The sequence below is a fragment of the Ruegeria sp. D3 genome (genome assembly GCF_056534465.1).
The window spans coordinates 62,718-87,276 of record NZ_JBQFPK010000012.1 but is presented as its reverse complement, the minus strand read 5'-3'; the positions used below and the strand labels follow the sequence as shown (position 1 = coordinate 87,276).

General features: G+C 59.1%; 25 protein-coding genes. 12 read left to right on the top strand and 13 right to left on the bottom strand.

Annotation, left to right across the window (positions count from 1 at the left end):
* The first annotated feature begins 221 nt into the window (after positions 1–221).
* Positions 222–1,697, top strand: a complete 1,476-nt coding sequence (locus ACR0DX_RS17160; RefSeq protein WP_170353808.1) for an NAD-dependent succinate-semialdehyde dehydrogenase — start codon at positions 222–224, stop codon at positions 1,695–1,697.
* Positions 1,698–1,820: 123 nt separating this feature from the next.
* Positions 1,821–4,004 carry an esterase-like activity of phytase family protein gene (locus ACR0DX_RS17155; RefSeq protein ID WP_170353809.1) on the top strand — a complete coding sequence of 728 codons (2,184 nt, stop codon included), beginning with the start codon at positions 1,821–1,823 and terminating at the stop codon, positions 4,002–4,004.
* 73 nt (positions 4,005–4,077) lie between these two features.
* Here ACR0DX_RS17155 and ACR0DX_RS17150 read toward each other — a convergent pair whose 3' ends face one another.
* From ACR0DX_RS17150 to ACR0DX_RS17120, 7 genes are all read right to left on the bottom strand, one after another.
* Positions 4,078–4,320, bottom strand: coding sequence for a glycine zipper 2TM domain-containing protein (locus ACR0DX_RS17150; protein WP_170353810.1), 243 nt, complete (start codon positions 4,318–4,320; stop codon positions 4,078–4,080).
* 255 nt (positions 4,321–4,575) lie between these two features.
* On the bottom strand, positions 4,576–5,043 hold the full coding sequence (locus ACR0DX_RS17145; protein WP_170353811.1) for an Hsp20 family protein: 468 nt from the start codon (positions 5,041–5,043) through the stop codon (positions 4,576–4,578).
* A gap of 120 nt (positions 5,044–5,163) precedes the next feature.
* Positions 5,164–5,976 carry a trypsin-like serine peptidase gene (locus tag ACR0DX_RS17140; RefSeq protein WP_170353812.1) on the bottom strand — a complete coding sequence of 271 codons (813 nt, stop codon included), beginning with the start codon at positions 5,974–5,976 and terminating at the stop codon, positions 5,164–5,166.
* Positions 5,973–6,764 carry a trypsin-like serine peptidase gene (locus ACR0DX_RS17135; protein ID WP_480846844.1) on the bottom strand — a complete coding sequence of 264 codons (792 nt, stop codon included), beginning with the start codon at positions 6,762–6,764 and terminating at the stop codon, positions 5,973–5,975. Before ACR0DX_RS17135 ends, ACR0DX_RS17140 begins: the two co-directional genes overlap by 4 nt.
* Positions 6,765–6,882: 118 nt before the next feature.
* A complete protein-coding gene (glcF, locus tag ACR0DX_RS17130) occupies positions 6,883–8,205 on the bottom strand; it encodes a glycolate oxidase subunit GlcF (protein ID WP_170353813.1) in 1,323 nt (440 codons plus the stop codon).
* Between the two features lie 4 nt (positions 8,206–8,209).
* On the bottom strand, positions 8,210–9,310 hold the full coding sequence (locus ACR0DX_RS17125) for an FAD-binding protein (protein ID WP_170353814.1): 1,101 nt from the start codon (positions 9,308–9,310) through the stop codon (positions 8,210–8,212).
* Between the two features lie 22 nt (positions 9,311–9,332).
* Positions 9,333–10,781 (bottom strand): FAD-linked oxidase C-terminal domain-containing protein, encoded by a 1,449-nt coding sequence (locus tag ACR0DX_RS17120; RefSeq protein ID WP_170353815.1) that lies wholly within the window; start codon positions 10,779–10,781, stop codon positions 9,333–9,335.
* 81 nt (positions 10,782–10,862) lie between these two features.
* Between ACR0DX_RS17120 and ACR0DX_RS17115 the strand changes: the two genes are divergently transcribed.
* Together ACR0DX_RS17115 and ACR0DX_RS17110 are read left to right on the top strand one after the other, a co-directional pair.
* A complete protein-coding gene (locus ACR0DX_RS17115) occupies positions 10,863–11,561 on the top strand; it encodes a DUF599 domain-containing protein (protein ID WP_170353816.1) in 699 nt (232 codons plus the stop codon).
* A gap of 35 nt (positions 11,562–11,596) precedes the next feature.
* Positions 11,597–11,944, top strand: coding sequence for a hypothetical protein (locus ACR0DX_RS17110; protein WP_170353817.1), 348 nt, complete (start codon positions 11,597–11,599; stop codon positions 11,942–11,944).
* A 2-nt stretch (positions 11,945–11,946) separates the two neighbouring features.
* Here ACR0DX_RS17110 and ACR0DX_RS17105 read toward each other — a convergent pair whose 3' ends face one another.
* From ACR0DX_RS17105 to ACR0DX_RS17090, 4 genes are all read right to left on the bottom strand, one after another.
* Complete coding sequence (locus ACR0DX_RS17105; protein ID WP_170353818.1) at positions 11,947–12,432, bottom strand: NAD(P)H-dependent oxidoreductase; 486 nt, start codon at positions 12,430–12,432, stop codon at positions 11,947–11,949.
* A 1-nt stretch (position 12,433) separates the two neighbouring features.
* Positions 12,434–12,904: a 23S rRNA (pseudouridine(1915)-N(3))-methyltransferase RlmH gene (rlmH, locus tag ACR0DX_RS17100; RefSeq protein ID WP_480846839.1), complete on the bottom strand. Its 471-nt coding sequence runs from the start codon at positions 12,902–12,904 to the stop codon at positions 12,434–12,436.
* Positions 12,905–12,948: 44 nt separating this feature from the next.
* Entirely contained in the window at positions 12,949–13,308 is a 360-nt protein-coding gene (gene rsfS, locus ACR0DX_RS17095) for a ribosome silencing factor (RefSeq protein ID WP_170353820.1), read from the bottom strand.
* A gap of 155 nt (positions 13,309–13,463) precedes the next feature.
* Entirely contained in the window at positions 13,464–14,813 is a 1,350-nt protein-coding gene (locus tag ACR0DX_RS17090) for a mechanosensitive ion channel family protein (protein ID WP_480846836.1), read from the bottom strand.
* Between the two features lie 90 nt (positions 14,814–14,903).
* Between ACR0DX_RS17090 and ACR0DX_RS17085 the strand changes: the two genes are divergently transcribed.
* The 6 genes from ACR0DX_RS17085 to ACR0DX_RS17060 all read left to right on the top strand — a co-directional run bounded on the left by ACR0DX_RS17085 (position 14,904) and on the right by ACR0DX_RS17060 (position 19,895).
* A complete protein-coding gene (locus ACR0DX_RS17085) occupies positions 14,904–15,011 on the top strand; it encodes an isopropylmalate isomerase (RefSeq protein WP_170675431.1) in 108 nt (35 codons plus the stop codon).
* 43 nt (positions 15,012–15,054) lie between these two features.
* Positions 15,055–16,458: a 3-isopropylmalate dehydratase large subunit gene (gene leuC / locus ACR0DX_RS17080; protein ID WP_170353822.1), complete on the top strand. Its 1,404-nt coding sequence runs from the start codon at positions 15,055–15,057 to the stop codon at positions 16,456–16,458.
* A 37-nt stretch (positions 16,459–16,495) separates the two neighbouring features.
* Positions 16,496–17,065 (top strand): DUF308 domain-containing protein, encoded by a 570-nt coding sequence (locus tag ACR0DX_RS17075; RefSeq protein ID WP_170353823.1) that lies wholly within the window; start codon positions 16,496–16,498, stop codon positions 17,063–17,065.
* Between the two features lie 42 nt (positions 17,066–17,107).
* Entirely contained in the window at positions 17,108–17,713 is a 606-nt protein-coding gene (leuD, locus tag ACR0DX_RS17070) for a 3-isopropylmalate dehydratase small subunit (RefSeq protein WP_170353824.1), read from the top strand.
* A 326-nt stretch (positions 17,714–18,039) separates the two neighbouring features.
* The gene (locus tag ACR0DX_RS17065) at positions 18,040–18,870 is read left to right on the top strand and encodes a hypothetical protein (RefSeq protein ID WP_170353825.1); all 831 of its coding nucleotides are present in this window, start codon (positions 18,040–18,042) and stop codon (positions 18,868–18,870) included.
* Positions 18,867–19,895, top strand: coding sequence for an endonuclease/exonuclease/phosphatase family protein (locus ACR0DX_RS17060; RefSeq protein WP_480846832.1), 1,029 nt, complete (start codon positions 18,867–18,869; stop codon positions 19,893–19,895). Before ACR0DX_RS17065 ends, ACR0DX_RS17060 begins: the two co-directional genes overlap by 4 nt.
* 91 nt (positions 19,896–19,986) lie before the next feature.
* Here the strand turns inward: ACR0DX_RS17060 and ACR0DX_RS17055 are convergent, their stop codons facing one another.
* Positions 19,987–20,514 carry a redoxin domain-containing protein gene (locus tag ACR0DX_RS17055; protein ID WP_170353827.1) on the bottom strand — a complete coding sequence of 176 codons (528 nt, stop codon included), beginning with the start codon at positions 20,512–20,514 and terminating at the stop codon, positions 19,987–19,989.
* Between the two features lie 91 nt (positions 20,515–20,605).
* Between ACR0DX_RS17055 and leuB the strand changes: the two genes are divergently transcribed.
* Entirely contained in the window at positions 20,606–21,709 is a 1,104-nt protein-coding gene (gene leuB, locus ACR0DX_RS17050) for a 3-isopropylmalate dehydrogenase (protein ID WP_170353828.1), read from the top strand.
* 60 nt (positions 21,710–21,769) lie between these two features.
* On the opposite strand, the gene ACR0DX_RS17045 is transcribed toward leuB, so the two are convergent.
* Complete coding sequence (locus tag ACR0DX_RS17045; protein ID WP_480846830.1) at positions 21,770–23,956, bottom strand: transglycosylase domain-containing protein; 2,187 nt, start codon at positions 23,954–23,956, stop codon at positions 21,770–21,772.
* Between the two features lie 258 nt (positions 23,957–24,214).
* On the opposite strand from ACR0DX_RS17045, the gene ACR0DX_RS17040 reads away from it, so the two are divergent.
* Positions 24,215–24,553 carry a P-II family nitrogen regulator gene (locus ACR0DX_RS17040; protein WP_170353830.1) on the top strand — a complete coding sequence of 113 codons (339 nt, stop codon included), beginning with the start codon at positions 24,215–24,217 and terminating at the stop codon, positions 24,551–24,553.
* Positions 24,554–24,559: the final 6 nt, after the last annotated feature.

The following is a 24,559-nucleotide window of genomic DNA, read 5'->3' as shown; positions in this document are numbered from 1 at the left end:
CCCAATAAGATAGGGAATGTTACATCTATTTACATCCCCCGAGAGACAAAATTCCTGCAAACTGTGGCAAACTCGGCCCGAAAAAGATAGGCGCGATCTTTCGCGCTCGAGTGCCGCTTTTGATCAAATCTGGATTGATCCCTGCCGGGTTGTGGACATAGACATTCCAGACCCCACCTGTTTGTGTGCGACAACTCTAAATTCCTGCCGGAGGCCAAGCTATGCTGGACACGACAACCGATCTGAAATCCATCCTGAAAAACCCCGATCTCCTAGCAACCAAGGCCTATATTGGCGGTCAGTGGGTGGACGGCGACAACGGCACTTTTGCCGTCACGAACCCCGCGCGTGGAGATGTCGTGGCCGAGGTCGCGGACCTAAGCCGCGCGCAGGTAGCAGGTGCGATTGCGCAGGCCGAGGCAGCGCAAAAGGAATGGGCCAAACTGACTGGTAAAGAACGCGCAGTTATCCTGCGCCGCTGGTTCGACCTTATGATGGAAAACGCCGAGGATCTGGGCAAGATTCTGACCGCCGAACAGGGCAAACCGCTGGCTGAAGCGATTGGCGAAATCGGTTATGGTGCGTCCTTCATCGAATTCTTCGGCGAAGAGGCAAAGCGGGTTTACGGTGAAATGATCCCGGGCCATCAGCGCGACAAGCGGATCATGGTTCTGAAGCAACCCATAGGCGTTGCAGCCTCGATCACGCCGTGGAACTTTCCCAACGCGATGATTACGCGCAAAGCCGCGCCGGCACTGGCCGCCGGATGCGCCTTTGTTGCGCGCCCTGCTAAGGAAACACCTTTGTCTGCGCTGGTCATGGGCGTTCTGGCCGAACAGGCTGGCATTCCGGCGGGCGTTTTCAACGTGCTGCCGTCCTCCAGCGCCAGCGAGATCGGCAAGGAGTTCTGCGAAAACCCCGGCGTGCGCAAACTGACCTTTACCGGCTCGACCGAAGTGGGCCGTATCCTGCTGAAACAAGCGGCCGATCAGGTCATGAAATGCTCGATGGAGCTGGGCGGCAACGCGCCGTTCATCGTGTTTGACGACGCAGATCTGGACGCCGCGGTCGAGGGCGCAATGCTGTGCAAGTTCCGCAACAATGGTCAGACCTGCGTCTGCGCGAACCGTATCTACGTGCAGGCAGGTGTCTATGACGCTTTCGCGGCCAAACTGAAAGCCGCCGTTGAGGCGCTGAAGATTGGTGATGGCCTGTCCGAAGGCACGACCACGGGCCCGCTGATCAACGCAGAGGCGGTCGCCAAGGTCGAAGAGCATATCAAGGACGTCACCGACAAGGGCGGTGCCGTTCTGACCGGCGGTCTGCCACATGATCTGGGTGGCACCTTCTTCCAGCCCACCATCGTAACTGGCGTGACGCAGGACATGATGGTCGCGCAGGATGAAACCTTCGGCCCGCTGGCCCCGCTGTTCAAATTCGAGGACGAAGATGACGTGATTGCCATGGCCAATGACACGATCTTTGGTCTGGCCTCTTACTTCTATGCCAAGGATCTGAGCCGCGTCTACAAGGTGGCCGAGGCATTGGAATATGGCATAGTCGGCGTGAACACGGGCATCATCTCGACCGAGGTTGGGCCTTTTGGCGGTGTCAAACAGTCCGGCCTGGGTCGCGAAGGCAGCCATCACGGCATGGAAGACTACCTTGAGATGAAATACGTCTGTCTTTCGGTCTAACTCTTCGCGGCCACTGCCCCGGTAGTGGCCGCGTTTGTCACAAAACTGAAGCCAAACTGTCACAACACCGCAACGATCCCGGTCCATCCCCCTCGCATCCGAGTGAAAAGAGGAAACCCACCGATGTCGTTGCGCACTGTCTGCCTGACATCTGCCCTTGCTCTGACTGCTGGTCAGGCCTTGGCAGAGATGAATTTCAACCGAATTGCATCCTTCCCCGTGGTGAAAAACATGGCCGAAGGCGCGGACACCACCCGCGAAACCTCGCCCGAGATCATCGCGGCGACCGCAGATGGTATGACGCTGGTCTACACCGACAGCCCGCTGGGCGTGATCGGCATGGTCGACATCACCGATCCCGCGAACCCTGCGCCCTTGGGTGCGATGGAGGTTGGTGGCGAGCCGACCTCAGTCGGGATCGTTGGCGCAAATGCTTTTGTTGGCGTGAACACTTCGGACAGCTATACCGCCCCGTCGGGCAAGCTGATATCGGTCGATATCGCGGGCAAGGCGCAGATCGGTGCCTGTGATCTGGGCGGTCAGCCAGACAGCGTCGCCATTGCGCCCGATGCCAGCTTTGTCGCCGTGGCGATCGAGAATGAGCGGGACGAAGACCTCAACGACGGCATCATCCCACAGCTGCCCGCAGGTGAGCTGGCGCTGGTACCGCTGAAGGACGGCGCGCTGGATTGCGCGAGCATGAAAATGGCCTCGCTGACTGGCCTGGCCGAGGTTGCGCCCACAGACCCCGAGCCCGAGTTCGTGGATATCAACGGCCTAGGTGAAACGGTCGTCACCCTGCAGGAAAACAACCACATCGCGGTTGTTGCCAAAGACGGCACCGTGATCAGCCATTTCTCGGCCGGCAGCGTGGATTTGGAGGGCATCGACGCCACGGATGAGCGCGGCGCGCTGATCTTCACCGAAAGCCAGCCGGGCCGCCTGCGTGAACCCGACGCGGTGAAATGGATCGACGACAACCACTTCGCCACCGCCAATGAAGGCGATTACGAGGGCGGCTCGCGCGGTTGGACGATCTTCCACAAGGACGGGACCGTTGTTTACGAAAACGGCACCGATTTCGAAAAGGCCATCATTCAGATCGGCCACTACCCTGACAAACGCTCGGACAGCAAAGGCGTTGAGCCGGAAAGCGTGACCGCAGCCACCTTTGGCGGTACTCCGATGATCTTTGTGGGGGCCGAGCGCGCCTCGGTCGTGGTGGTCTATGACGCCACTGACCCCGCGAACCCGGTGCTGAAACAACTGCTGCCCTCGGGCGTTGGTCCGGAAGGCTATGTGGCAATCCCCGAGCGGAACCTGCTGATCTCGGCCAACGAAAAAGACTTGATCGAAGATGGTGGCCCGCGTGCACATGTGTCGATCTTCGAATATCAGGATGCGCCCGCCGCCTACCCGCACCTGACATCGGAAGGCGCGGATGAGCTGATTGGATGGGGTGCGCTGTCAGGTCTGGTCGCGGACGAGGACGGCATGATCTATGCGGTCAATGACAGCTTCTACGGCTTCCAGCCGTCGATCTTCAAGATCGATCCCAGCCAGCAACCCGCGCGCATCGTGGACGTGATCCGCATCCACCGTCAGGATGGCAACCCAGCGCAGAAGCTGGACCTTGAGGGCATCACGCTGGACGGCAAGGGTGGCTTCTACGTCGCATCCGAAGGTCGCACTGACCGTGTGATCCCGCACGCGATCTACCACGTTTCAGCCGAGGGCAAGATCAAGGATCGCAAAGGCGAGATCGGCCTGCCTGCCGAGTTGATGGCGGTCGAGAAACGCTTTGGCTTCGAGGGCATCACCCGCGTCGGTGACACTCTGTGGATGGCCGTTCAGCGTGAATGGAAGGACGACCCGGAAAACCACGTGAAACTGGTGGCCTATAACCTTGAGACCAAAGAATGGGGCGCGGTTCACTACCCCAAAGCGGACCCGGATACCGGTTGGGTCGGCCTGTCGGAAATCGTGGCCTTCGGCGACCATGTCTATGTGATCGAGCGCGACAACCAGCACGACCACCGCGCCGTGACCAAAAAGGTCTATCGCGTCCCACTGTCGGAAATGACCCCTGCCCCGCTGGGCGGCCCCCTGCCAGTGGTCAGCAAGGAAGAGGTTCGCGACCTGCTGCCTGACCTGACCTCGACCGGAGGCTATGTTCTGGACAAGATCGAAGGTCTTGCCATCCTACCCTCGGGCGAGGCGTTTGTGATGACCGACAATGACGGCGTCGACGATGCCTCGGGCGAGACGATGTTCTGGTCGATCGGGTCGGTGACGGCTGGGAACTGAAGCACATATTCCTAAATTATTGGCGCCGCGCATTACCTGCGCGGCGCTAAACTTTTTTGCATGTAACTTTTCGTCAGTTGCAAGCCGACTGACCTGCATACATTCCAAGTCCGGCACCTGCCGCAGTCGCCAGTGTTTGGCCTGATCCGCCGCCGAAGCGATTACCGACAACGCCACCAAGAGCCGCGCCGCCCAAAATACCTGCTGCGCAACGCGCATCGTGTTGGACCTGGGCCTGTGTTGGCGTCGTTGGCGCCCCGCACGCCGCCAAAGCAAGCGTGCCCAAAAGCAGGCAAGATATAGTTACTTTCTTCATTTCACATTCCTTCCATTCACTCGCACTCAGTTGTCCTTACTTTTGGTCATGTAAGTCCCAACGAACCCCTACCCACCACGGAACTGACCCAGATCAAGATGGCTGGGTTCAAGTAGCTCGTTGAACATTCAACCTCTGCACTATTGCGCAGGATAGATATTGGTTTGGGGAACAACGCCCCGCGTCTGGAGGAACGCGGGGCGTGCAGTCTGCGATAGCCCCGAGAGGCAGGACTATCGCGGTGGTCGGACGGCCTTAGTTCACGGCTTTGGCGTCAACCACGTCCTTTTCGATGGCCTGACCAGACGAAATCTGAATCCGGCGCGGTTTCAGCGCTTCGGGCACCTCGCGCTTGAGGTCGATGTTCAGCATCCCGTTCTCATGGCTGGCACCAGTCACGCGGACGTGGTCGGCCAGCGCAAAGCGGCGCTCGAACGCACGGGTGGCAATGCCACGGTGCAGGTAGGAACGGTCCTTGTCCCCGGCAGTTTTCTTGCCGGCCACGATCAGGGCGTTTTCTTTTACTTCGACCGACAGATCGGCCTCGGCGAAACCGGCGACAGCGACGGAAATCCGATAGGTGTCGGCATCGGTTTTTTCGATGTTGTAGGGCGGATAGCTGGGCTGAGCCACGTCATTGGTCAGAACGCGATCCATCATGTCGGCGATCTGGTCGAAACCAATGGTGGCGCGGTGAAGCGGTGCAAAATCAAAACTACGCATGTGGTGTATCCTCATCTGAGCGATCTACGATATGCCCTCCGGTTTGGACGGGCGTTTGCTGTGTCAGGCCCCATCATTGGCGACCCGATACAGTTCAGATGGGTAACGATTTGACCGAGTTCAACCCCCGCCCGAGCTGATGAATTTCGCGCCGGAATTGGACTTGCCCGAACCGACCTGCAAGCGTCGGATCTCGGCTTTGGGTTGCGGGGCGTCCCGACGCAGCGCGGCCTTCAATTCCGACACTATTCCGGACAATTCCATCCCGAACCCGACCTTTTGCCGCCCGTCGCTGCCGACCGCGGATACGACGGAGAGAATCTGCCAGCGTGACCCGCTCCGGGCCAGCAAGGCCGAACCGGACGACCCAAAGGTGATATCGCAATTGAACGTGATCAATCCCTGATGGCGCTGCAGGATACGACAAGAGCGTTCCCGCGTTATCGCCTCGGACCGGCCGCGCCCGTACGAAGCAAGGCTGACCTCATTGCCCAAAACGCGCCCGCTGTGCAGGGCGAAAGGATTGGCCACCGAATACGGGATCGGCTGATCCAGCCGCATCAGCGCAACGTCAATCCGAACAGCCTCGGCCGATAGTCCACCGTGCTTGGTATAGTCGGGATGAATCGCGATCTGTTCGACTTTGCGCTCGGCCAGTGCCTCACCATCGCTCAGCCCAGCCCGAAAGGTTAACTGGCCGGGCGCGTACAGCTGCCCGGTTCCCCGATCCAGCGCGCAATGGGCAGCGGTCAGGACAATATCCTGCGCGATCAGAGTACCGGTGCAAAACCCTCGGTTGCCGATATCCAGACGCCCCACAGCCTCCCAACCATAAAGATCATCCCGGTCGGTCAGCTTTCGCTTTGCGCTCTGTGCAAAAGATGCGGTCGCTAGGCCGATAAGGCACAAGGCAGTCAGCAATGCACGGATCATGGTTTGACGAACCTTGCGCCAACATTATTGCGTGCGGCGCCCTGCGGGGTCTTGGCGATAAAGCCACGCCCCGCCGACAATTCCCTTTGCAGGATGGTCAGAGAATCTTCGACCGTTGTTCCGACCGCCACGCGCTGTCCGTCAAATTCTGCCTTTGCGGCGACCACGGACACAATGCGAGGGCGATCACCCTCGAAGGAAAATACTGGCGCACCAGAGGACCCGAACTCTACGTCACAAGACATGACAAGAACGTCGGACCTGCGGCTCATGACCGAGCACACCTCTTGCAGCGCCGGAGCTTCGGCCCTGTCTCGCGCGTAGGATACGACACCAACCTCTTCCCCTCGGGCAGGGCGATCACCTGTTTCAAAAGGAATGACCGTTGTGTTTCGGATCGGTTGCCACAACTCGATCAGCGCAATGTCATTGCCGATGCGGGCTGCGGTCGCATCTTCGCCATACTGGTATTTCGGATGCACAACCGCTCGACGCGCGGCGCGATAGGCAGATGCGCGCCCAAGTCGCCACGCGGCCAGAAACTCGACATCAGACAAATCCACACGCTGACCTGTGGCTTTGTCAAACAGGCAATGCGCGGCCGTCAGGACCAGCGTCGGAGAGATCAACGTGCCTGTACAGAACCCCGTTCCGCCAATATCCAGGCGTCCAACCGCCATCCACGCGCGGCCCGCATCAGTCGTATCCAGGCTTTTCAACCTGGAATCCTGCGCCATCGCAGCCATTGGCATCAAAGCCAGTGTCAGAACCTTCAACCAGTGTCGCAAGCGCTTCTCCGACGTTGCTTGGTACGTTTCCTCCTACGCGCCACGTGGGGCGAAATTAGGGCGCTTGCTTGTCTGGTCGAATCCGATCGCGACAGTCTAGCGCTGCCGCATCAGATACCTACCTTAAGATCGGCACCTCTCGGTCTGGCCTGCGGTCCTGCTGCATAGCCCGCGGCAGCGGACCTCCGGTCGCCCAATCAAGCAGTTCGACCGTATGCAGAATCGGAACCTCGGTGGCCGACCCTATTTGCATCATACATCCGATATTGCCTGCGGCAATAACGTCGGGGTTCTTGGCCTCCAACGTTCTAACCTTGCGTTGTTTCAGCTTGCCCGAGATTTCGGGCTGCATAAGATTGTACGTACCTGCGCTGCCGCAACACAGATGGCTGTCGGCGGGTTCAACCACTGAAAAACCCGCGCGTTTCAGCAGATCCTTTGGAAAGGTCTTGATCTTTTGACCATGCTGCAGCGAACAGGCCGCGTGGTAGGCGACAGTCATGCCCTTATCCGCGCCCTCAGACAGGTCCAACTGCATCAGCACCTCGCTGATGTCCATGGCGATATCCGACACTCGAGCCGCGTCCTTGGCCAAGGCGTCATTGCGGAACATATGCCCGTAATCCTTTACGGTCGTCCCACAACCAGATGTGTTAATGACGATAGCATCCAACCCGTCCCCGTCCATCTCGGCCACCCAAGCGCGGATATTGTCAGCGGCCGCTTTGTGGCTGTCATCGGACTTGCCCATGTGATGCGTCAGCGCCCCACAACAACCCGCGCCCTCGGCTACGACAACCTCACACCCCAGCCGGGTCAGCAGGCGGATGGTGGCATCGTTTATATCAGTGTTCAGCGCCTTCTGAGCGCATCCCGTCATCAGCGCCACACGCTTTTTGCGCGCACCCTTGGGCGCAAAGCTTTGCGGATCATCATTGCGACTGACCGGAGGGATATGTTTTGGCGCCATATCCAGCATCGCCCGCAACCGCGCATCCGGCATCAGGAATTTGAACGGACGGCCCAGCTTAGCCCCGATCAAAGCCCAGCGTAACCGCATCGGATAAGGCAGGATCTGCGCCAGCACCCATCGCAGGGCGCGATCGGTGAAGGGGCGTTTGTACTTCTGCTCGATATATTCGCGCGCGTGATCGACCAGATGCATGTAATGCACACCGGATGGACAGGTGGTCATGCAGGCCAGACAAGAAAGGCAGCGGTCGATATGTTTGACCGTTTTTTCATCCGGTACACGCTCGTTCTCCAGCATGTCCTTGATCAGGTAAATGCGCCCGCGGGGGCTGTCCAACTCGTCGCCCAGCACCTGATAGGTGGGGCATGTGGCGGTGCAAAAGCCGCAATGCACACAACTGCGCAGAATCTGGTTCGAGCGCTGGATCGCCGGGTCTTGCAGTTGTTTTTCGGTGAATGTCGTCTGCATCGGCCTACCCCATCAATCCCGGATTGAACAACCCGCGCGGGTCGAAACGCTGACGAATACCCTGTGTCAGAGCCTGAATCCCGGCACTTTCCGGCTGGAACCTCCCCAGAGCCTCAACCGTTTCGGCCGCTGCCCTGACCAGGGTCGCGTGGCCGTCGAATGCCCCAAGACGTGCCCGCAGGTCGTCCCCTTTGCGCACCAGCGCCCAGATCAGCCCGCCGCCCCAATCGAACAGAGTCTGATCCGCCCCAAGCCGCGCCGCAATCCCAGGCGCATCCGAGGGTTTGACCGAGATCCGCCATACATCTCCTTCATGCCCGTGAAACGCCGATACGTCCCGAATGGCCTGCCAAATCTCGGCCGAACCGTCGCGCTCCGCGACATCCCCGTATTCTGCCACAACCGACTTCAACTGCCCAACGCGATACGCCACGGAGTCAGCGAAACCCTCAATTCTAAGCAAAGCATGACCGTCTTGCGGATCAAAGGCCGCACCCGAGACCTCGAAAGGGGATTTCAAGGCCGCAGACAATGCCCCCACCGCACGGGATGCATCCGCAACTCGCACTGCCAACGTCGCCACCGCCTGTGGCTTGGGCAGCACTTTCAGCGACACTTCGGTCAACACACCCAACGTGCCCCACGACCCGCCCATCAGCTTGACCAGATCATAGCCGGTGACGTTTTTCATCACCCGCCCGCCATTCTTGACCACTTGGCCCTTGCCATCGACATAGCGCACACCCAGCAGGAAATCGCGACAGGCCCCGGCCTGAATGCGGCGCGGACCCGAGATATTGGCGGCCACGACACCGCCAATCGTCGGTGCACCATTCGTACCCAGCAACCCGCGATGATCCATCGGTTCAAACGCTAGTTGCTGCCCTTTGGCCTCCAACGCGGCCTCGATCTCTGCCACGGGGGTGCCGGCTTGCGCCACAATCGTCAGCGCGCCCGGTTCGTACAGGGTGATCCCGCTAAGTCCCCCGGTTTCGATGGTCATTTCTGGCCCACCGATCCCGCGGGTAGCGCCACCGGAAATTCGCACGGGGTCCTGCAGCCCGGCTACTGTTTCGGCCAGCTCGGCCTCAGTCCTGGGTTTCATCGCATTTCTTCTTTGCTAGAGCCTATTCTGCAGCGATCCGCGCATCGCGGCGGGGCTGAGACACATCCAATGGAAACACCTTGGCCGGGTTCAACAGCCAGTTCGGATCAAACACATCTTTGACAGCCATCTGCGCCTCAAGATCCGCAGGCGCGTATTGATGCGACATCAGATCCCGCTTTTCGATGCCCACACCATGTTCGCCGGTCAGACATCCGCCGACATCCACGCAAAGCTTCAGGATATCCGCCCCGAACGCTTCGCATTTCTCAAGATCGCCGGGTTTATTGGCATCGAACAGGATCAGCGGGTGCATATTTCCATCGCCCGCGTGGAACACGTTGCCCACGGGCAGGCCATACTCCTCGCTCAGCTCTCCGATACGGCGCAAAACCTGCGGCAATGCCGAGACCGGGATGGTCCCATCCAGACACATATAGTCGTTCATCTGACCCATCGCGCCGAAGGCCGATTTGCGCCCTAGCCAAATCTTGGCGCTTTCTTCTGCGGACTGACTTTCGCGCAGCTCGACAGGGTTATGCCGCTTGGCAATCTCAATGATCTTGGACAGCTGATAGTCGATTTCGGCCTCAGAGCCTTCGACCTCGACGATCAGCAAGGCGTGGCAGTCGGGGTAGCCAGCCTGAGCAAAGTTCTCGCACGCCTTGATACACAGCGTATCCATGAACTCGATCGCCACCGGCAGGATACCAGATTTGATAATGTCAGAAACACATTGCCCGGCGACTTCGTTATCATCAAACCCCATCAGCACGGGCCGCGCGCCTTCGGGCTTGCGCAGGATGCGCAGCGTCGCCTCGGTCACGACACCCAACTGTCCCTCGGATCCGCAGACCACGCCCAACAAGTCCAGCCCGCCCGCGTCCAGATGCGCGCCACCGATTTCGACCACACTGCCATCCATCATCACCATCGTGACGCCCAGCAAGTTGTTCGTCGTCACACCGTATTTCAGGCAATGCGCACCACCTGAATTCATCCCGATATTGCCCGCAATCGCACAGGCCAGCTGCGACGACGGGTCGGGGGCATAGAAGAAATCATCTTCCTCCACGGCACCGGTTACACTCAGATTAGTACGGCCGGTCTGAACGCGGATGAAGCGGTTATCATAGTCGGTTTCCAGAACGTCATTCATTCGGGCGATGCCAAGAATGACGCTGTCCGCCGTGGGCAACGCCCCACCTGCGAGCGACGTGCCCGAGCCGCGCGGCACCACCGGCACGCCCTCTTCATTGCAGATGCGCAGCACGTCCGAGACCTCAGACGTCGTAGAGGGTAGCACCGCCAACATCGGAGGGCAGCGATAAGCCGTCAGCGCGTCGCACTCATACGCGCGCGTCTCGGCCGGGTCGTGGATCACCGCATCTTCTGGCAAAACCTGCTTCAATCGGCGCAGAACCACGTCCTTTCGACGCAGGATGTCGGGATTTGGCTTTGGCATTTCCATGGCGGCCCTCCGGTTTGGTAAAATAATATTACCAATTTTCTGATCTGGCAAGTTCTAACGTCACAACCTAGTGTCACGCTTATGTCCTGGATTGATCAGTCTCTGCCCTTCGCTCCGCTCGATTTTGTCGGCATCGCCCTGCTGATCGGCGCGTGGCTGTGGATCGGCTGGCGGATCGAAAACCCGCCCCCTGAAAAACCCTCGGTCGGGATGATCATGGATGGCTATCGCCGGGACTGGATGAAGGAAATGGTCACGCGCCAGCCGCGTATGTTTGACGCGCAAGTGGTGGGCACGATGCGACAGGGTAGCACATTCTTCGCCTCGACTACGATGATCGCCATCGGGGGTGGGCTGGCCCTGTTGGGCAATACCGAACGGTTGGCAGGACTGGCGCAGGATCTGGCCCTTGGGACCGCACCCGCGTTGGTGTGGGAGGTCAAGATCCTGATCATCCTGTTGTTTTTGGCCAATGCCTTTCTGAAATATGTCTGGGCGCATAGATTGTTTGGCTATTGCGCCGTGCTGATGGCCGCCGTCCCAAATGACCCCGATGATCCCACCGCTTATCCCCGTGCCGGGCAAGCAGCCGAGATCTGCGTTACCGCCGCCCGCGCCTTTAATCGCGGCCTGCGGGCGACGTATTTCGCACTGGCGGCCGTGGCGTGGATTCTAGGGCCTGTAGCTTTGATTGCGGGGACCGTAGCAACACTGGCGATGCTGTATCGGCGCGAGTTCGCATCGCATTCGCGCACGGTGCTGCTTAACACCAGATCGTGATCACCACTCTGCATCAATGGGGTTAAGTTCACATCATGCGATATCTTGTTTTGACCGCCCTTCTGGCCACCCCCGCCCTTGCCGATGATCCCGTGATCGAGGCCGTCACTGCCAAACAGAGCGGCGCGACATGGCGATTCGATGTCACCGTCCTCCATCCCGAAACGGGTTGGGATGACTACGCAGATGGCTGGCGCGTGCTGGATATGGAGGGGAAAGAGCTAGGGATGCGCGTACTGCATCACCCGCATGAGAATGAACAACCCTTCACCCGATCGCTCAGTGGTGTGGCGATTCCCGAAGGAGTGGCGCAGGTTCAGGTGCAAGCCCGCACCAACACGGACGGCTGGGCCAAAGAGACCTTTGTGGTCGATCTGCACTGAGATCAGAAGACCCCCATCGCCAACCCAGCGGCCATGGCCAAGCCCAATTCGCGGCAGTTGTCCAACTGGGCGTCGGGGATGGTTTTCTCGGCCAATATCGCCTCGGGCGTTTGCGCATGGGTGCAGATGACCAAAGGCGGCTGCACCTCTTTCAACCGCCAGCCCGTTGCGATGCGGGCGGTTTGGCGGGCGGCGTTTTCGCCATCGGACCCGGCGCAAACCATTTGCGCATAGGGGCGGCCCTCAATGCGGCCCAGAACCGGGTAGTAGCTGCGATCGAAGAACTCTTTCATTAGACCCGAAATAGCGGCCAGATTCTCAGGCGCGCAGAAGATATAGCCGTCGGCTTGCAGTAAGTCTTCGGGTCCGGCCTGATCCGCGGTTTTCAGAACCACATCCGCCTCATCCCGCGCGGCCTGCGCCGCGGCTTCGGCCATCTGCCGGGCCCCGCCGGTACGCGAATGGTAGACGATCAACAGCTTCGCCATATCAGACTCGATGATAAGGGCCGCCCGAGAGAATGGTCGCGGCCCGATAGAGTTGCTCGGCCAGCATCACACGGACCAGCATATGGGGCCAGACCATCGACCCGAATGAGATGGAAAAATCCGCTTCATCCCGCAGATTAGGGTCTATTCCGTCCGCCCCGCCGATGATCAGCGCCAAATCCTGCCGCCCGGCATCACGCCAGCCGCCCAGCTTTTTGGCAAAATCCGGCGAGGACATCACTCGCCCGCGTTCGTCCAGCGTACAGAACACCGCGCCCTTGGGCAGTGCCTTGCGTAGCAGCGCGGCCTCGGCCCCCATGCCTGCGTTTTTTTTGTCTTCAACCTCAATCACCCGCGCGGGACCAAGGCCCAGCGCGCGGCCGGTCCGGTCAAATCGGGTCAGGTAATCGTCAAGCAGGGTCTTTTCGGGTCCGGCGCGCAATCGCCCGACCGCAACTATGCTGATCCGCATATCTCTCTCGCCTCCGACCCTTCAACAGGGGCCGGGATCGCGCCTCAGTTCGCCGAGGCGCTGCCGCCCGCAGGCAGCCACATCTTTTCCAGCTGGTAGAATTCACGCACTTCGGGGCGGAAGATATGGACGATCACGTCGCCCGTATCGATCAGCACCCAGTCGCCGGCATCCTTGCCTTCGACCTTCGAGGTGAAGCCGAATTCCTGCTTGATGCGATCCGTCAGCTTTTCCGCCATGGCCGCCACCTGACGGGTCGACCGACCCGAGGCAATCACCATGTGATCCGCAACAGAAGACTTTCCTTGCAGGTTGATCTGCACGACGTCTTCGGCCTTGTCATCGGAAAGTGAGGAAAGGATACGCTCAAGCAGCTTGTCGCTGATTGACTGAGAGTGGGCCATCACGCTGGCCCCGTCATCGGCGGGCAAACCCGCCTGGGTATGTAGAGACAGGACATAGTCCTCCTTTGCTGCACGCCATCAAATCCCGGCGCCGGGGTACTAATAAGGTAACAAGGGGAATGCAACATTTCAATGAACGCGCCATCAACGCCGCGTCAATCCTCTGCGATCTGTTGCGGGTCTGCGTCGGGCAGCAGGCGCACCTCGCGCTGCGGGAAGGGCAGTGAGATACCCTCGGCTTTAAACGCATCCCACAGCGCCAGATAGACATTGCCGCGGATATTGGTCAGCCCCTTGGTCGGGTCGCTGATCCAGAATCGAAGGATATAGTCGACGCTGCTGTCGCCGAATCCGGTGATATGACAAACCGGCTCGTGCGATCCGCCGCTTAGCACCCGGCCCACGGTTTTCACGGCCTTTATGGCAGTGGCGCGCACCTTGTGGGGGTCGTCGCCATAGCTGGTGCCGAATTCCAGATCCAGCCGCACGAATTTGTCGGAATGCGACCAGTTCACGACCTGGCTGGTGATCAGATCTTCGTTCGGGATCAGATATTCCCGCCCATCCCGTGTCACGACCGAGACATAACGCGCGCCCAGCGCATTGATCCACCCAAATGTATCGCCCAGCGAGATCACATCGCCCGGCTTGATCGAGCGATCCATCAAGATGATAATCCCCGAGATCAGGTTCGACACCACCTTTTGCAGCCCAAACCCGATGCCCACACCGATGGCACCGGACAACAGCGCAATCCCGGTCAGGTCAAAGCCCAGCGTTCGAATGGCTGCCAAGAAAACCGCCCCATACAGAACCACCTGAGTGCCTTTGGCCAATAGCACCTGCATGGAAGGCGTAATGTCATCGTTGTTTTTCAAACCACGTTCGGCTGCGCGCGTACCCACACGCGCCAAAGTCAGCAGAACACCGATCAACAGCGTCGCCTTGATGATCCCCAGCACCGAGATGTGCAAATCTCCGATAGAAATCGCGACTCCGTCCAAAAACTCGGCCACGTCATCAGTCAGATTCAGGGCAACAAGCGTTGCATAGACCCACATGGCCCATTTGAAGATCCGCCGCAGCGTCCGGTTGCGCACCAGTCGCGCCACCAGCGCTATGGCCAACCACGCCGTCGCCAAAGTCGCGATAACGCCAATGATATAGCTGCGGGACGGCCATGTGATCTGCTGCATGACCAGATACAGTGCCCAGGACAGCACTACGAAATAGACCAGCGTCAAGCGCTGCATCAGCTGTACTAAAACGCGCAAACGCCATTTGGGCCACCCAGTGCGCGACCGCGCCCAAGAATCCCACCGGCCTTGCGTGAAAAGTTTAAGGCCAAATGCCAAAGCCCATAGCAATAGAATGATCACCAGCTGGTGCTGACGCCAGCCCGGCGTGACCACCAGTTCAAGAAGGTTTTCGAATTGCACCGAAAAGCCCGCGACCATGTTGTCATAAAGGTCCGACAGCGAGCTGGGGATCAGGTCTTGATTCATGCCCCCAGCTTGGACAGCACAGCCCCATGATGCAAGCCTGACGCAGTTTTGAACCTTGATTGACGGCAAGCCGCGATATATCTGGACGCCATGAGACTCACTGTAGCCCAAATTCAGAACCTGGAAGACCGCGCGCGTCTGCGTGAACGGTTCTTTGGAGCTGCCCGCACGGTTCTGGCGCGGCTATCCGCGGCCTGAGCCATTTCGCCAGCCATTTCTCATTACATACGGGAGAGGACCGATGTCCCCCAAAACACTCTATGACAAGATCTGGGATGCCCATGTCGCCCACGAGGCCGATGATGGCACCTGCCTGCTGTATATTGACCGCCACCTGGTTCACGAAGTGACCAGCCCGCAGGCCTTTGAAGGGCTGCGTATGGCGGGCCGCAAAGTGCGCGCGCCGGAAAAAACCATTGCGGTGCCGGATCACAACGTGCCCACCACGCCGGACCGTGTGAACGGGATCGAAAACCCGGAATCGCGTATTCAGGTCGAAGCGCTGGACAAGAACGCCAAGGATTTTGGCATTCACTACTATCCTGTGCATGACGTGCGTCAGGGCATCGTCCACATTGTCGGTCCCGAACAGGGCTGGACCCTGCCCGGCATGACCGTTGTTTGCGGCGACAGCCACACCGCCACCCACGGCGCGTTTGGCGCGCTGGCCCATGGCATCGGCACGTCCGAGGTTGAACACGTTCTGGCCACGCAGACCCTGATCCAGAAGAAATCCAAGAACATGAAGGTCGAGATCACCGGTAAATTGCAGCCGGGCGTGACCGCCAAGGATATCACTCTGGCCGTGATCGGTGAGACCGGAACCGCTGGCGGCACCGGCTATGTCATCGAATACTGTGGTGAAGCGATCCGTGACCTGTCGATGGAAGGCCGCATGACCGTCTGCAACATGGCCATCGAAGGCGGTGCCCGCGCGGGCCTGATCGCCCCCGACGAGACCACGTTCGAATATGTCAAAGGCCGCCCTCACGCCCCGAAAGGCGCGCAATGGGAAGCCGCGATGGATTGGTGGAAAACGCTTTACACCGACGAAGGCGCGCATTTCGACAAGGTTATCACCCTGCGCGGTGAAGACATCGCGCCCGTCGTCACATGGGGCACCAGCCCCGAGGACGTGTTGCCGATCACCGCAACCGTGCCGAACCCCGAAGATTTCGAAGGTGGCAAGGTCGACGCGGCCCGCCGCTCGATCGAGTATATGGGTCTGGAAGCCGGTCAAAAGCTGAGCGATGTGGAAATCGACACCGTCTTTATCGGGTCTTGCACCAATGGCCGGATCGAAGATTTGCGCGCCGCTGCTGAAATCCTGAAGGGCAAAAAGATCAAGGACGGAATGCGCGCCATGGTCGTGCCTGGCTCGGGCCTTGTGCGCCTGCAGGCCGAGGAAGAAGGGCTGGCAGATATCTTCAAAGAGGCCGGTTTCGAATGGCGTTTGGCGGGATGCTCAATGTGTCTGGCGATGAACCCTGACCAGTTGCAACCGGGCGAGCGCTGTGCTGCGACCTCGAACCGCAACTTCGAAGGCCGTCAGGGCCGCGGAGGCCGCACCCACCTGCTAAGCCCGGCCATGGCTGCCGCTGCGGCACTCACAGGACGGCTGACAGACGTCCGTGAATTGATGTAAGGTGCCCTCATATCTGAATATTTGAGGGATTGAACTGATGAGTGACTGGATCAAATGGCTGCTGTTGGGGCTTCTGTCCATCGCGTTTGGCATCTTTGTGCTGGGCGCGCCCGCGGTGGCGTCTATTGCAGTAACGGTGGTAACCGGTGTGTTACTGCTGATTTCGGGTGTGTTGCAGATTGTCGGCGGCTTTACGGTCGAGGGCACCGGTAACAAGATCCTGTCGCTTATCATGGGTGTGGTGATGGTGTTCCTTGGATGGTCCTTCTGGATGCATCCGCTTGAGGGCACGCTGACATTGGCAACCGTCTGCCTGATCCTGTTTCTGGCTGGCGGTATCGCCCGGGTTATCATGTCGTTCCAGATGCGTGGCACACAGTATTTCTGGGCAACGCTGATCTCGGGCGTGATGTCGATTGTTCTGGCCGTCCTGATCTGGCGCTTTGCTGCCACCGACCCTGCGGTATTGTTCCAGTTGCTGGGCATTCTGCTGGGGATCGAGATGCTGTTCAACGGGCTTGGTCTGGTCTTCATGGCGTTCTTCGTCAAGAACAACCCCGATGCCACCCTATCACCTGACGAAACCACAGAAGCGAAACAAGCTTAAAAGCAGGGCACGGGCGCGGCCCTCCCCTGCAGGAGTGTAGAGATGGAAAAGTTCGAAAAAGTCCACGGGGTGGCCGCCCCAATGCCGCTGATCAATATCGACACCGATATGATCATCCCCAAAGTGCACCTGAAAACGATCAAACGGTCCGGCCTTGGCGTCGTGCTGTTTGACGAGATGCGCTATCACGACCACGGCGGCGAGAACGAAGATTTCGTTCTGAACAAACCCGCCTATCGCAACACCGAGATTCTGGTGGCCGGCGACAATTTCGGCTGCGGCTCGTCGCGCGAACACGCGCCCTGGGCGATCAAGGATTTCGGCATCAAGGTCGTGATCTCGACCAGCTTTGCCGACATCTTCTTCAACAACTGTTTCAAGAACGGTATCCTGCCCATCGTGGTCGAGGACGAGCACCATGCGATCCTGATGGATGACGCGCATAAGGGTGAAAACGCCCGCATGACCGTGCATCTGGAAGAGCAGAAGATCACCACTTCGGACGGCGTCGAGTTCACGTTTGACATCGACCCGCACCGCAAACATTGCTTGCTGAACGGTCTGGACGACATTGGCCTGACCATGGAGAAAGATCACCACATCGACAAGTTCGAGGATCACGCAAGCCAGGCCCGCCCCTGGGTCTGATTCTTTCGATTCTGCAAACACTCAACTTATTGGGGTCGCGTCAGCGGCCCCTTTCGCATTCTTGGGGTCGAGATTAACGCAACCACAACATGTAGCGGGCATCTTAAATACCGCGTCGGATTTGCGACACGAATGATGCAAACCCGCACCAGTTTTGCCATCTTTTTGCCCAAAATGGCGTGTTTTCTGCACCTTGGCTTGAGCGAAGTGCCTTAGGGGGCCAGTGTTGGCGCTAAAGAGGCATCCGTCAGAATAATCAACGGCGGGCACAAGTTGGAAAGAAGTCGGCAAAGAATCGGCCTATCCAGTTTGAAAGGGTTCGGATAGTGATTGCGCGCACAACAGGGGCGGCAATTCGGGGGATATTGGTTGCACTGATGGTGCTGACCCCCGCGTTGTATCTGCCCGTATCGTCAACGAATGGGACCGAGATCGTCGTGTTTCTCGCCATTCTCGCGTTTTTCCTGACCTTTGCCGAATATAACTCGGCCTTTCCCAGCTTTATCGAATTCCGAGATGCGCCGCCTGTAAACCGCCTGAGGTTCGTCGGACTTGTATCGATGATCATGTTCCTGACACTGATCTGCAAGAATGCCTATGCGCCGACCGCTCTGACCGAGGTATTCTACACGATAGGCGTTGGTGTCGCGAATGTCGTTGATTTCCCGTATTCGCCCGTTCGGCTGATAGTTCTAATGCTGCCCGTTGACGCAAGCATTCCACTGACCGAACTGGTTCGCATTTCAGCCAGCGTTGCGTATGTGGCTGCGCTGGCCACGATCGGCAGCTTTGCATATGCGGTTAAACTGCGCGGGTGGCCCACAGGCAATGGCGCGTTCAATGTCTGGACCAACCTACCCCTGTTCGACCCAACCAAAGGCGGAGACGTCGTCGCCCGCCTGCAGCGAGACGGTCGTCTGAATATCTCGATCGGAGTATTGCTGCCCTTCCTGATACCGGCGCTGATCAAACTGCTGACCGACTATGCGAATCCGATCTCGCTCAGTAACCCGCAGACGCTGATCTGGACCATGAGCGCCTGGGCCTTCCTGCCGGCCAGCATGATCATGCGCGGTATGGCCACCCTGCGCATTGCGAACCTGATCGTCGAAAAGCGCCGCGCATATTCAACAACCGAGTCCACACAGACCGCATGATCCGGCTCTTGCTATTGCTGCTGCTGCCCTTTGCGGCGAAGGCAGAAACCATCCGTGTAGCCTCATTCAACACAGAACTCAGCCGTGACGGCCCCGGCCTGCTGCTGCGCGATATTCGGCGCGGCGATACGCAGGTACAGGCCGTGGTCGCGGTTCTGACACGGACCCGCCCCGATATCGTTGCGCTTCAGGGTGTCGACTGGGACCTGAATGGCGAAGTGCTTGCTGCTCTGAAGTCCGAGCTGCGCTTGGCTGGGCTGGACTATTTGCACCACTTTTCCGCGCAACCAAACGCAGGTTTGGAAACCGATCTGGATCTGGATGGCGACGGTCGCACACATGGTCCCGGAGACACTCAGGGTTGGGGTCGCTTTACTGGTCAGGCGGGCATAGTAGTTCTGTCCCGCTATCCTATTGTGCGTGAAGGCGTTCAGGATTTCACGCCATTGCTGTGGCGCAATGCACCCGATGCGCAGCTACCAGTCAAGGATGGTGCCCCCTTCCCATCCGACGCGGCGCACCGCGTTCAGCGCTTGTCTTCGGTCGGGCATTGGGTTGTTCCGATCGAAACGCCCTTTGGGCCATTGGACCTGCTAACCTTCCACGCGGCGCCGCCGGTGTTCGACGGGCTTGAAGACCGCAATGGCCTGCGCAACAAAGATGAAATCCTGTTGTGGCGTGCCCTTTTAGACGATCGGATCGGCACACCACCCCATGCAGCTTTCGTCATTGCCGGAGACGCAAACCTGGACCCGTCCCGGGGTGAAGGGCGCAAAGAGGCCATTCGCATGCTGTTAGAAGACCAACGTCTGCAAGACCCCGAGCCTGCGGACCCAACCGGCAACACGGCCACGGTCAGTTGGAAAGCAGTTGGGGAAATGCGGGTCGACTACGTTCTGCCTTCGACGCATTTGCGCGTGGTGGACGCGGGCATTCATTGGCCCGACACAGACACAGGCTTGCGAAAAGAGGCGCAAGCAGCCAGTCGCCACCGTTTGGTATGGGTCGACCTGGCCCAGCCATAGAGGCTTTAAATGCGATATCAGCAGGAATACAAAGCCCGCAAAGGATATCAGCCCGGACCAGCAGATATCCGGGCTGTGTCACAGAATTCAATCAGAGCGGGCCGGTATAGGTGCCACGCGGCGGGTAATCATTGCCTAACGTGAATTTCAGGCCGCCGACGATATCAGAAATGGCCGGGCGGCCGAACGGCGTTGTCTGCTGCCACGCATAGTACAACGTCCTGTCTGTCCCGATATAGAAATGGCCGGGTTCGGCGAACAGCGCAGGCTCGGTACTGCCCTCGCGCGCGGTTGAGATTTGCAGCCCCCAATCCTCACGCGCGGCGGCCAAAGGCAGGCTGTGACCCACACGCAGACGCGACACCCCGGCTTTTTCAGCAGTTTCCGCAGCACGTTCAGCAGTATCCGTGGTCACCATGATCACCTCGACACCCAGAGCGGCGAAATCGTCCAGCGCGGCCTCTACCTCGGAAATCTGCTTGATGCAGATGGGGCAATGCAGCCCGCGATATTGAATCACCAGCGTGCCGTTTTCACCCTTATCGGCATCCAGATCGAAACTTCCGTGGCTGACGGTATCGATTTTCAGGCCTGGAACAGGATTTCCCGGTGTTAACATGTGTTTTCCTCGTGATTTGGCTGGATCGTCTCATTGACCCGCTCGGGTCCAGACGCTAGGCCCTGTGCGACGAAACGCAAGGAGATCCTTCATGTCCAACCCTTCGCTCCTCATCCTGCCCGGAGACGGAATTGGCCCGGAAGTTATGGCCGAAGTGCGCAGAATCATCGGATGGTTCGGCGACAAGCGCGGCCTTTACTTTGACGTGAGCGAGGATCTGGTCGGCGGTGCCGCTTATGACGCGCATGGCAAGCCCCTTTCGGATGAAACCATGGCCAAGGCACAAGAGGTGGACGCGGTTCTGCTGGGTGCCGTGGGCGGCCCGAAATACGACGATCTTGATTTCAGCGTAAAACCTGAACGCGGCCTGTTGCGCCTGCGCAAGGAAATGGACCTGTTTTCTAACCTGCGCCCGGCCCAGTGCTTTGACGCGCTGGCGGATTTCTCGTCGCTGAAGAAAGACATCGTGGCCGGACTGGACATCATGATCGTGCGCGAGCTGACCTCGGGCGTCTATTTCGGCGAACCGCGCGGCATCTTCAACGAAGGCAATGAACGCGTGGGCATCAACACCCAGCGTTACACCGAGTCCGAAATCGAACGCGCCGCGCGCTCGGCCTTTGAACTGGCGATGCGCCGGAACAAAAAGCTGTGCTCGATGGAGAAAGCCAACGTGATGGAATCGGGCATCCTGTGGCGCGAGGTCGTAGACCGTGTGGCCGCCGATTACCCCGAGGTCGAGCTGACCCACATGTATGCTGACAACGGCGCGATGCAGTTGGTGCGCGCGCCCAAGCAGTTTGACGTGATCGTCACCGATAACCTGTTCGGCGATATCCTGTCGGATTGTGCGGCGATGCTGACTGGTTCGCTTGGGATGCTACCCTCCGCTTCGCTGGGTGCACCGATGGCCAATGGTCGTCCCAAGGCAATGTATGAACCCGTGCATGGCTCGGCCCCCGATATCGCGGGTCAGGGCAAGGCCAACCCGATTGCCTGTATCCTCAGCTTTGCTATGGCGCTGCGCTATAGCTTTGATCAAGGAGATGAGGCGGATCGCCTGGAAGCGGCAATTGAAAAAGTGCTGGCCGATGGTGTCCGCACCGCTGACCTGCTGGCCGAAGAGGGCGTAAAGCCTGTGTCGACCACTGAAATGGGTGACGCGATTCTGGCGGCGCTGGACGAAAGCGTCTAGTCCCCTCGACCCAAGTCGAATAATGGCGGTGCCCAGTGCACCGCCTTTTTCTTTGGCCGGTCAATTCCCGAAAATGTTGTTCAACAGGTTATTGATGGCCCGATCCAAACCGGTTTGCTTTTTACGACGCTGTTGCTGTGGCTGAGCGGTCCTGACGGGCGGGTCCGGTGCCAACATCGGCAGTGGTGTGGGCGTCATCCCCTCGGTCACGCGGACCATTGTCTCTTTCCAGATCTCGGCGGGCAGACCACCTCCGGTCACACCGGACAGGGGCGTGTTGTCATCATACCCCATCCATACACCAGCCACGTAATCCGCCGTGAAGCCGATAAACCACGCATCCCGAGCGGCCTGCGTTGTACCTGTCTTGCCTGCCACCTGCCAGCCCGGCAGTTTCGCGCGCCCGCCGGTCCCTTCGGACACCACACGCTCCATCATCCAGGTCAGCTGCTTGGCCGCCTTATCGTTGATCACACGTTCGCCGATACCAGTTGTCGTCACCATGACAGGCGTTTCATCGCCCAATAGCTTCAGTTCAGTCAGGCCATAAGGCTCGACAGAAGAACCGCCGTTCAGGATACCCGCATAAGCGCCGGTCATCTCGATCAGCGTGCTCTCGGACGCGCCCAGAGCCAGAGCTGGCCCCTCGGCCAGGTCGTTTGCGATGCCAAAACCGCTGGCAACAGTGCGTACGTTATCAAGCCCCGATATCTCGGCCACCTTCACCGCCGGGATATTCAGCGAGTTCATCAGTGCGTCTGCCAATGTCACCCGGCCATAGAACTTGTTGGTATAGTTCTTGGGACACCATGGTCCCGAACCGGGAATATCGATGCAGTAAGGTTCGTCCATCACCATATCCAGCGGCGAATAGCCCAGCTCAAGCGCAGTCGCATAGACGAAAGGTTTGAAAGATGATCCGGTCTGGCGCAGTGCTTGTGTGGCGCGATTGAACGCACCCGAGACGCGGGTCTTGCGTCCGCCGACCATCGCGCGCACCGCACCATCCGCCGACATCACAACAATCGCGGCCTGAGCCTTGGATCCTTCACGCACCTTTTCCTGAAAGATATATTGCAACGCTTCTTCCGCCGACTTCTGCAGCCGCTGATCCAGAGTCGTGCGGATCACCACATCCTCAGTGGTGTTTCGGGTAAAGAACTCGGGTCCGCTGGCCATGACCCAATCGGCGAAATACCCGCCTGCGCGCGCAGCCGCGGCCTCGGACAGTTGTGCGGGCCGTGCGCGCGCCTCGCTGGCCTGCGCGGTGGACAGGTATCCCTGATCCTCCATCAACCCAACAACAAGCCGCGCCCGGTCCTGCGATCGTTGCAGGTTATTGGTCGGCGCATAGCGAGTGGGAGCAACCAGCAAGCCCGCGAGCATCGCCGCCTCGGACGGTGAAACCTCGGCCGCTGAAATACCGAAATAACGCTGGCTGGCGGCTTCGAACCCGCGGGCGCCAGCGCCAAGGAAAGCACGGTTGAGGTAGATCGTCAGAATCTCGTCCTTGGAGTATTTCACCTCCATCGCCATCGCATAGACGGCCTCTTTTGCCTTGCGCCAGAGCGAACCCTGTCGGCAATCGGACTCGTATGCGGCCTCTGACTCCCACTCGGCGGGATCGTAAGGCACGCCCAGGCACAGCAGCTTGGCCGTCTGCTGGGTGATGGTCGAGCCACCATGGCCCGACAACGGCCCCCGTCCTTCGCTAAGGTTGATACGCACGGCACTTGCTACACCACGAGGGCTGACACCGAAATGACGGTAGAACCGTTTGTCCTCGGTCGCGATGACCGCGTGTTTCAGATGCGGTGAAACGGTATCTGCTGTGATCACACCGCCGAATTGGTCGCCGCGCCATGCAAAGACCTTACCCTCGCGGTCCAGCATGGTCACGGAACCCCGAGCGCGCCCGTCCAACAGCGAATCGACATCAGGCAGTGAGGCGTAGACAACACCGATCGCCAACGCGAGCAACAGCGCGCACACGGCCCCCACGCGCCAGGTCACGCCCCAGACCATACGCCAGAGCCAACGGAACAGGCGGCGGAAAAATCCGCCCCCATTGCCACCTGATTTCTTACGTGTTTTCTTATGGGTGGACTTTCGGGTGGTGGTCTTGCGTGCGACAGCCTTCTTGCCCGCAGGTTTCGCGGTGCGCTTGGTCGCCTGGGGTTTACGACCCTTGGACGGGTATCTTTTGTCCGCAACCAAAGGGGATTTGCGACGCCTGGAATCTGTCATTTCCGAACTCTGCCCGGTTATCGTTTTGAGCCACCATACCTTGCCCGACCAATGAAGTTGAGGTCTGAATTTCAGGTAAATCGCTTCCTTATTGTGCACAATTTTTAGGCGTTGTCCTCATTCTGTGCAAAAATTGTGCACCTCGCCGCAAATTTCCCCAGCGTTTGGCTGCTCTCGGCGTTCCTAAACGCGGCCAGTCAGGCTTTTTTGCTGCGAGTGCAAACAAGCCGGACAGACCGGGAAGCAGAGGGGATCAACGTGAAACTGATCATTGCGACAATCAAGCCGTTCAAGCTGGAGGAGGTGCGCGAGGCACTGACCGCGGCCGGTGTGCGCGGCATGATGGTGACCGAAATCAAGGGCTTCGGCTCGCAGTCCGGTCACACCGAGATTTACCGCGGCGCCGAATACGCCGTGAACTTCGTACCCAAGATCAAGCTGGAAATCGTGGTGCCCGCCACGATGGCCGACCAGATCGTCGAAACCATCACCAAAACCGCCAAGACCGGCAAGATCGGCGACGGCAAGATTTTCGTCCTTGATGTCGAGCAGGCCCTGCGCGTGCGGACCGGGGAAACGAACGAAGAGGCGCTGTAAGGCGCC

What these genes read in the sequence shown, in the direction of transcription:
- ACR0DX_RS17120 (WP_170353815.1), bottom strand. Translation starts at nt 10,781, where the DNA reads ATGGAAATGCCAAAGCCAAATCCCGACATCCTGCGTCGAAAGGACGTG.
- ACR0DX_RS17145 (WP_170353811.1), bottom strand. Translation starts at nt 5,043, where the DNA reads ATGCGTAGTTTTGATTTTGCACCGCTTCACCGCGCCACCATTGGTTTC.
- ACR0DX_RS17150 (WP_170353810.1), bottom strand. Translation starts at nt 4,320, where the DNA reads ATGAAGAAAGTAACTATATCTTGCCTGCTTTTGGGCACGCTTGCTTTG.
- glcF (WP_170353813.1), bottom strand. Translation starts at nt 8,205, where the DNA reads ATGCAGACGACATTCACCGAAAAACAACTGCAAGACCCGGCGATCCAG.
- ACR0DX_RS17060 (WP_480846832.1), top strand. Translation starts at nt 18,867, where the DNA reads ATGATCCGGCTCTTGCTATTGCTGCTGCTGCCCTTTGCGGCGAAGGCA.
- ACR0DX_RS17075 (WP_170353823.1), top strand. Translation starts at nt 16,496, where the DNA reads ATGAGTGACTGGATCAAATGGCTGCTGTTGGGGCTTCTGTCCATCGCG.
- leuB (WP_170353828.1), top strand. Translation starts at nt 20,606, where the DNA reads ATGTCCAACCCTTCGCTCCTCATCCTGCCCGGAGACGGAATTGGCCCG.
- rlmH (WP_480846839.1), bottom strand. Translation starts at nt 12,904, where the DNA reads ATGCGGATCAGCATAGTTGCGGTCGGGCGATTGCGCGCCGGACCCGAA.
- ACR0DX_RS17090 (WP_480846836.1), bottom strand. Translation starts at nt 14,813, where the DNA reads ATGAATCAAGACCTGATCCCCAGCTCGCTGTCGGACCTTTATGACAAC.
- rsfS (WP_170353820.1), bottom strand. Translation starts at nt 13,308, where the DNA reads ATGGCCCACTCTCAGTCAATCAGCGACAAGCTGCTTGAGCGTATCCTT.
- ACR0DX_RS17055 (WP_170353827.1), bottom strand. Translation starts at nt 20,514, where the DNA reads ATGTTAACACCGGGAAATCCTGTTCCAGGCCTGAAAATCGATACCGTC.
- ACR0DX_RS17045 (WP_480846830.1), bottom strand. Translation starts at nt 23,956, where the DNA reads ATGACAGATTCCAGGCGTCGCAAATCCCCTTTGGTTGCGGACAAAAGA.
- leuD (WP_170353824.1), top strand. Translation starts at nt 17,108, where the DNA reads ATGGAAAAGTTCGAAAAAGTCCACGGGGTGGCCGCCCCAATGCCGCTG.
- ACR0DX_RS17155 (WP_170353809.1), top strand. Translation starts at nt 1,821, where the DNA reads ATGTCGTTGCGCACTGTCTGCCTGACATCTGCCCTTGCTCTGACTGCT.
- leuC (WP_170353822.1), top strand. Translation starts at nt 15,055, where the DNA reads ATGTCCCCCAAAACACTCTATGACAAGATCTGGGATGCCCATGTCGCC.
- ACR0DX_RS17140 (WP_170353812.1), bottom strand. Translation starts at nt 5,976, where the DNA reads ATGATCCGTGCATTGCTGACTGCCTTGTGCCTTATCGGCCTAGCGACC.
- ACR0DX_RS17115 (WP_170353816.1), top strand. Translation starts at nt 10,863, where the DNA reads ATGTCCTGGATTGATCAGTCTCTGCCCTTCGCTCCGCTCGATTTTGTC.
- ACR0DX_RS17125 (WP_170353814.1), bottom strand. Translation starts at nt 9,310, where the DNA reads ATGAAACCCAGGACTGAGGCCGAGCTGGCCGAAACAGTAGCCGGGCTG.
- ACR0DX_RS17105 (WP_170353818.1), bottom strand. Translation starts at nt 12,432, where the DNA reads ATGGCGAAGCTGTTGATCGTCTACCATTCGCGTACCGGCGGGGCCCGG.
- ACR0DX_RS17160 (WP_170353808.1), top strand. Translation starts at nt 222, where the DNA reads ATGCTGGACACGACAACCGATCTGAAATCCATCCTGAAAAACCCCGAT.
- ACR0DX_RS17085 (WP_170675431.1), top strand. Translation starts at nt 14,904, where the DNA reads ATGAGACTCACTGTAGCCCAAATTCAGAACCTGGAAGACCGCGCGCGT.
- ACR0DX_RS17110 (WP_170353817.1), top strand. Translation starts at nt 11,597, where the DNA reads ATGCGATATCTTGTTTTGACCGCCCTTCTGGCCACCCCCGCCCTTGCC.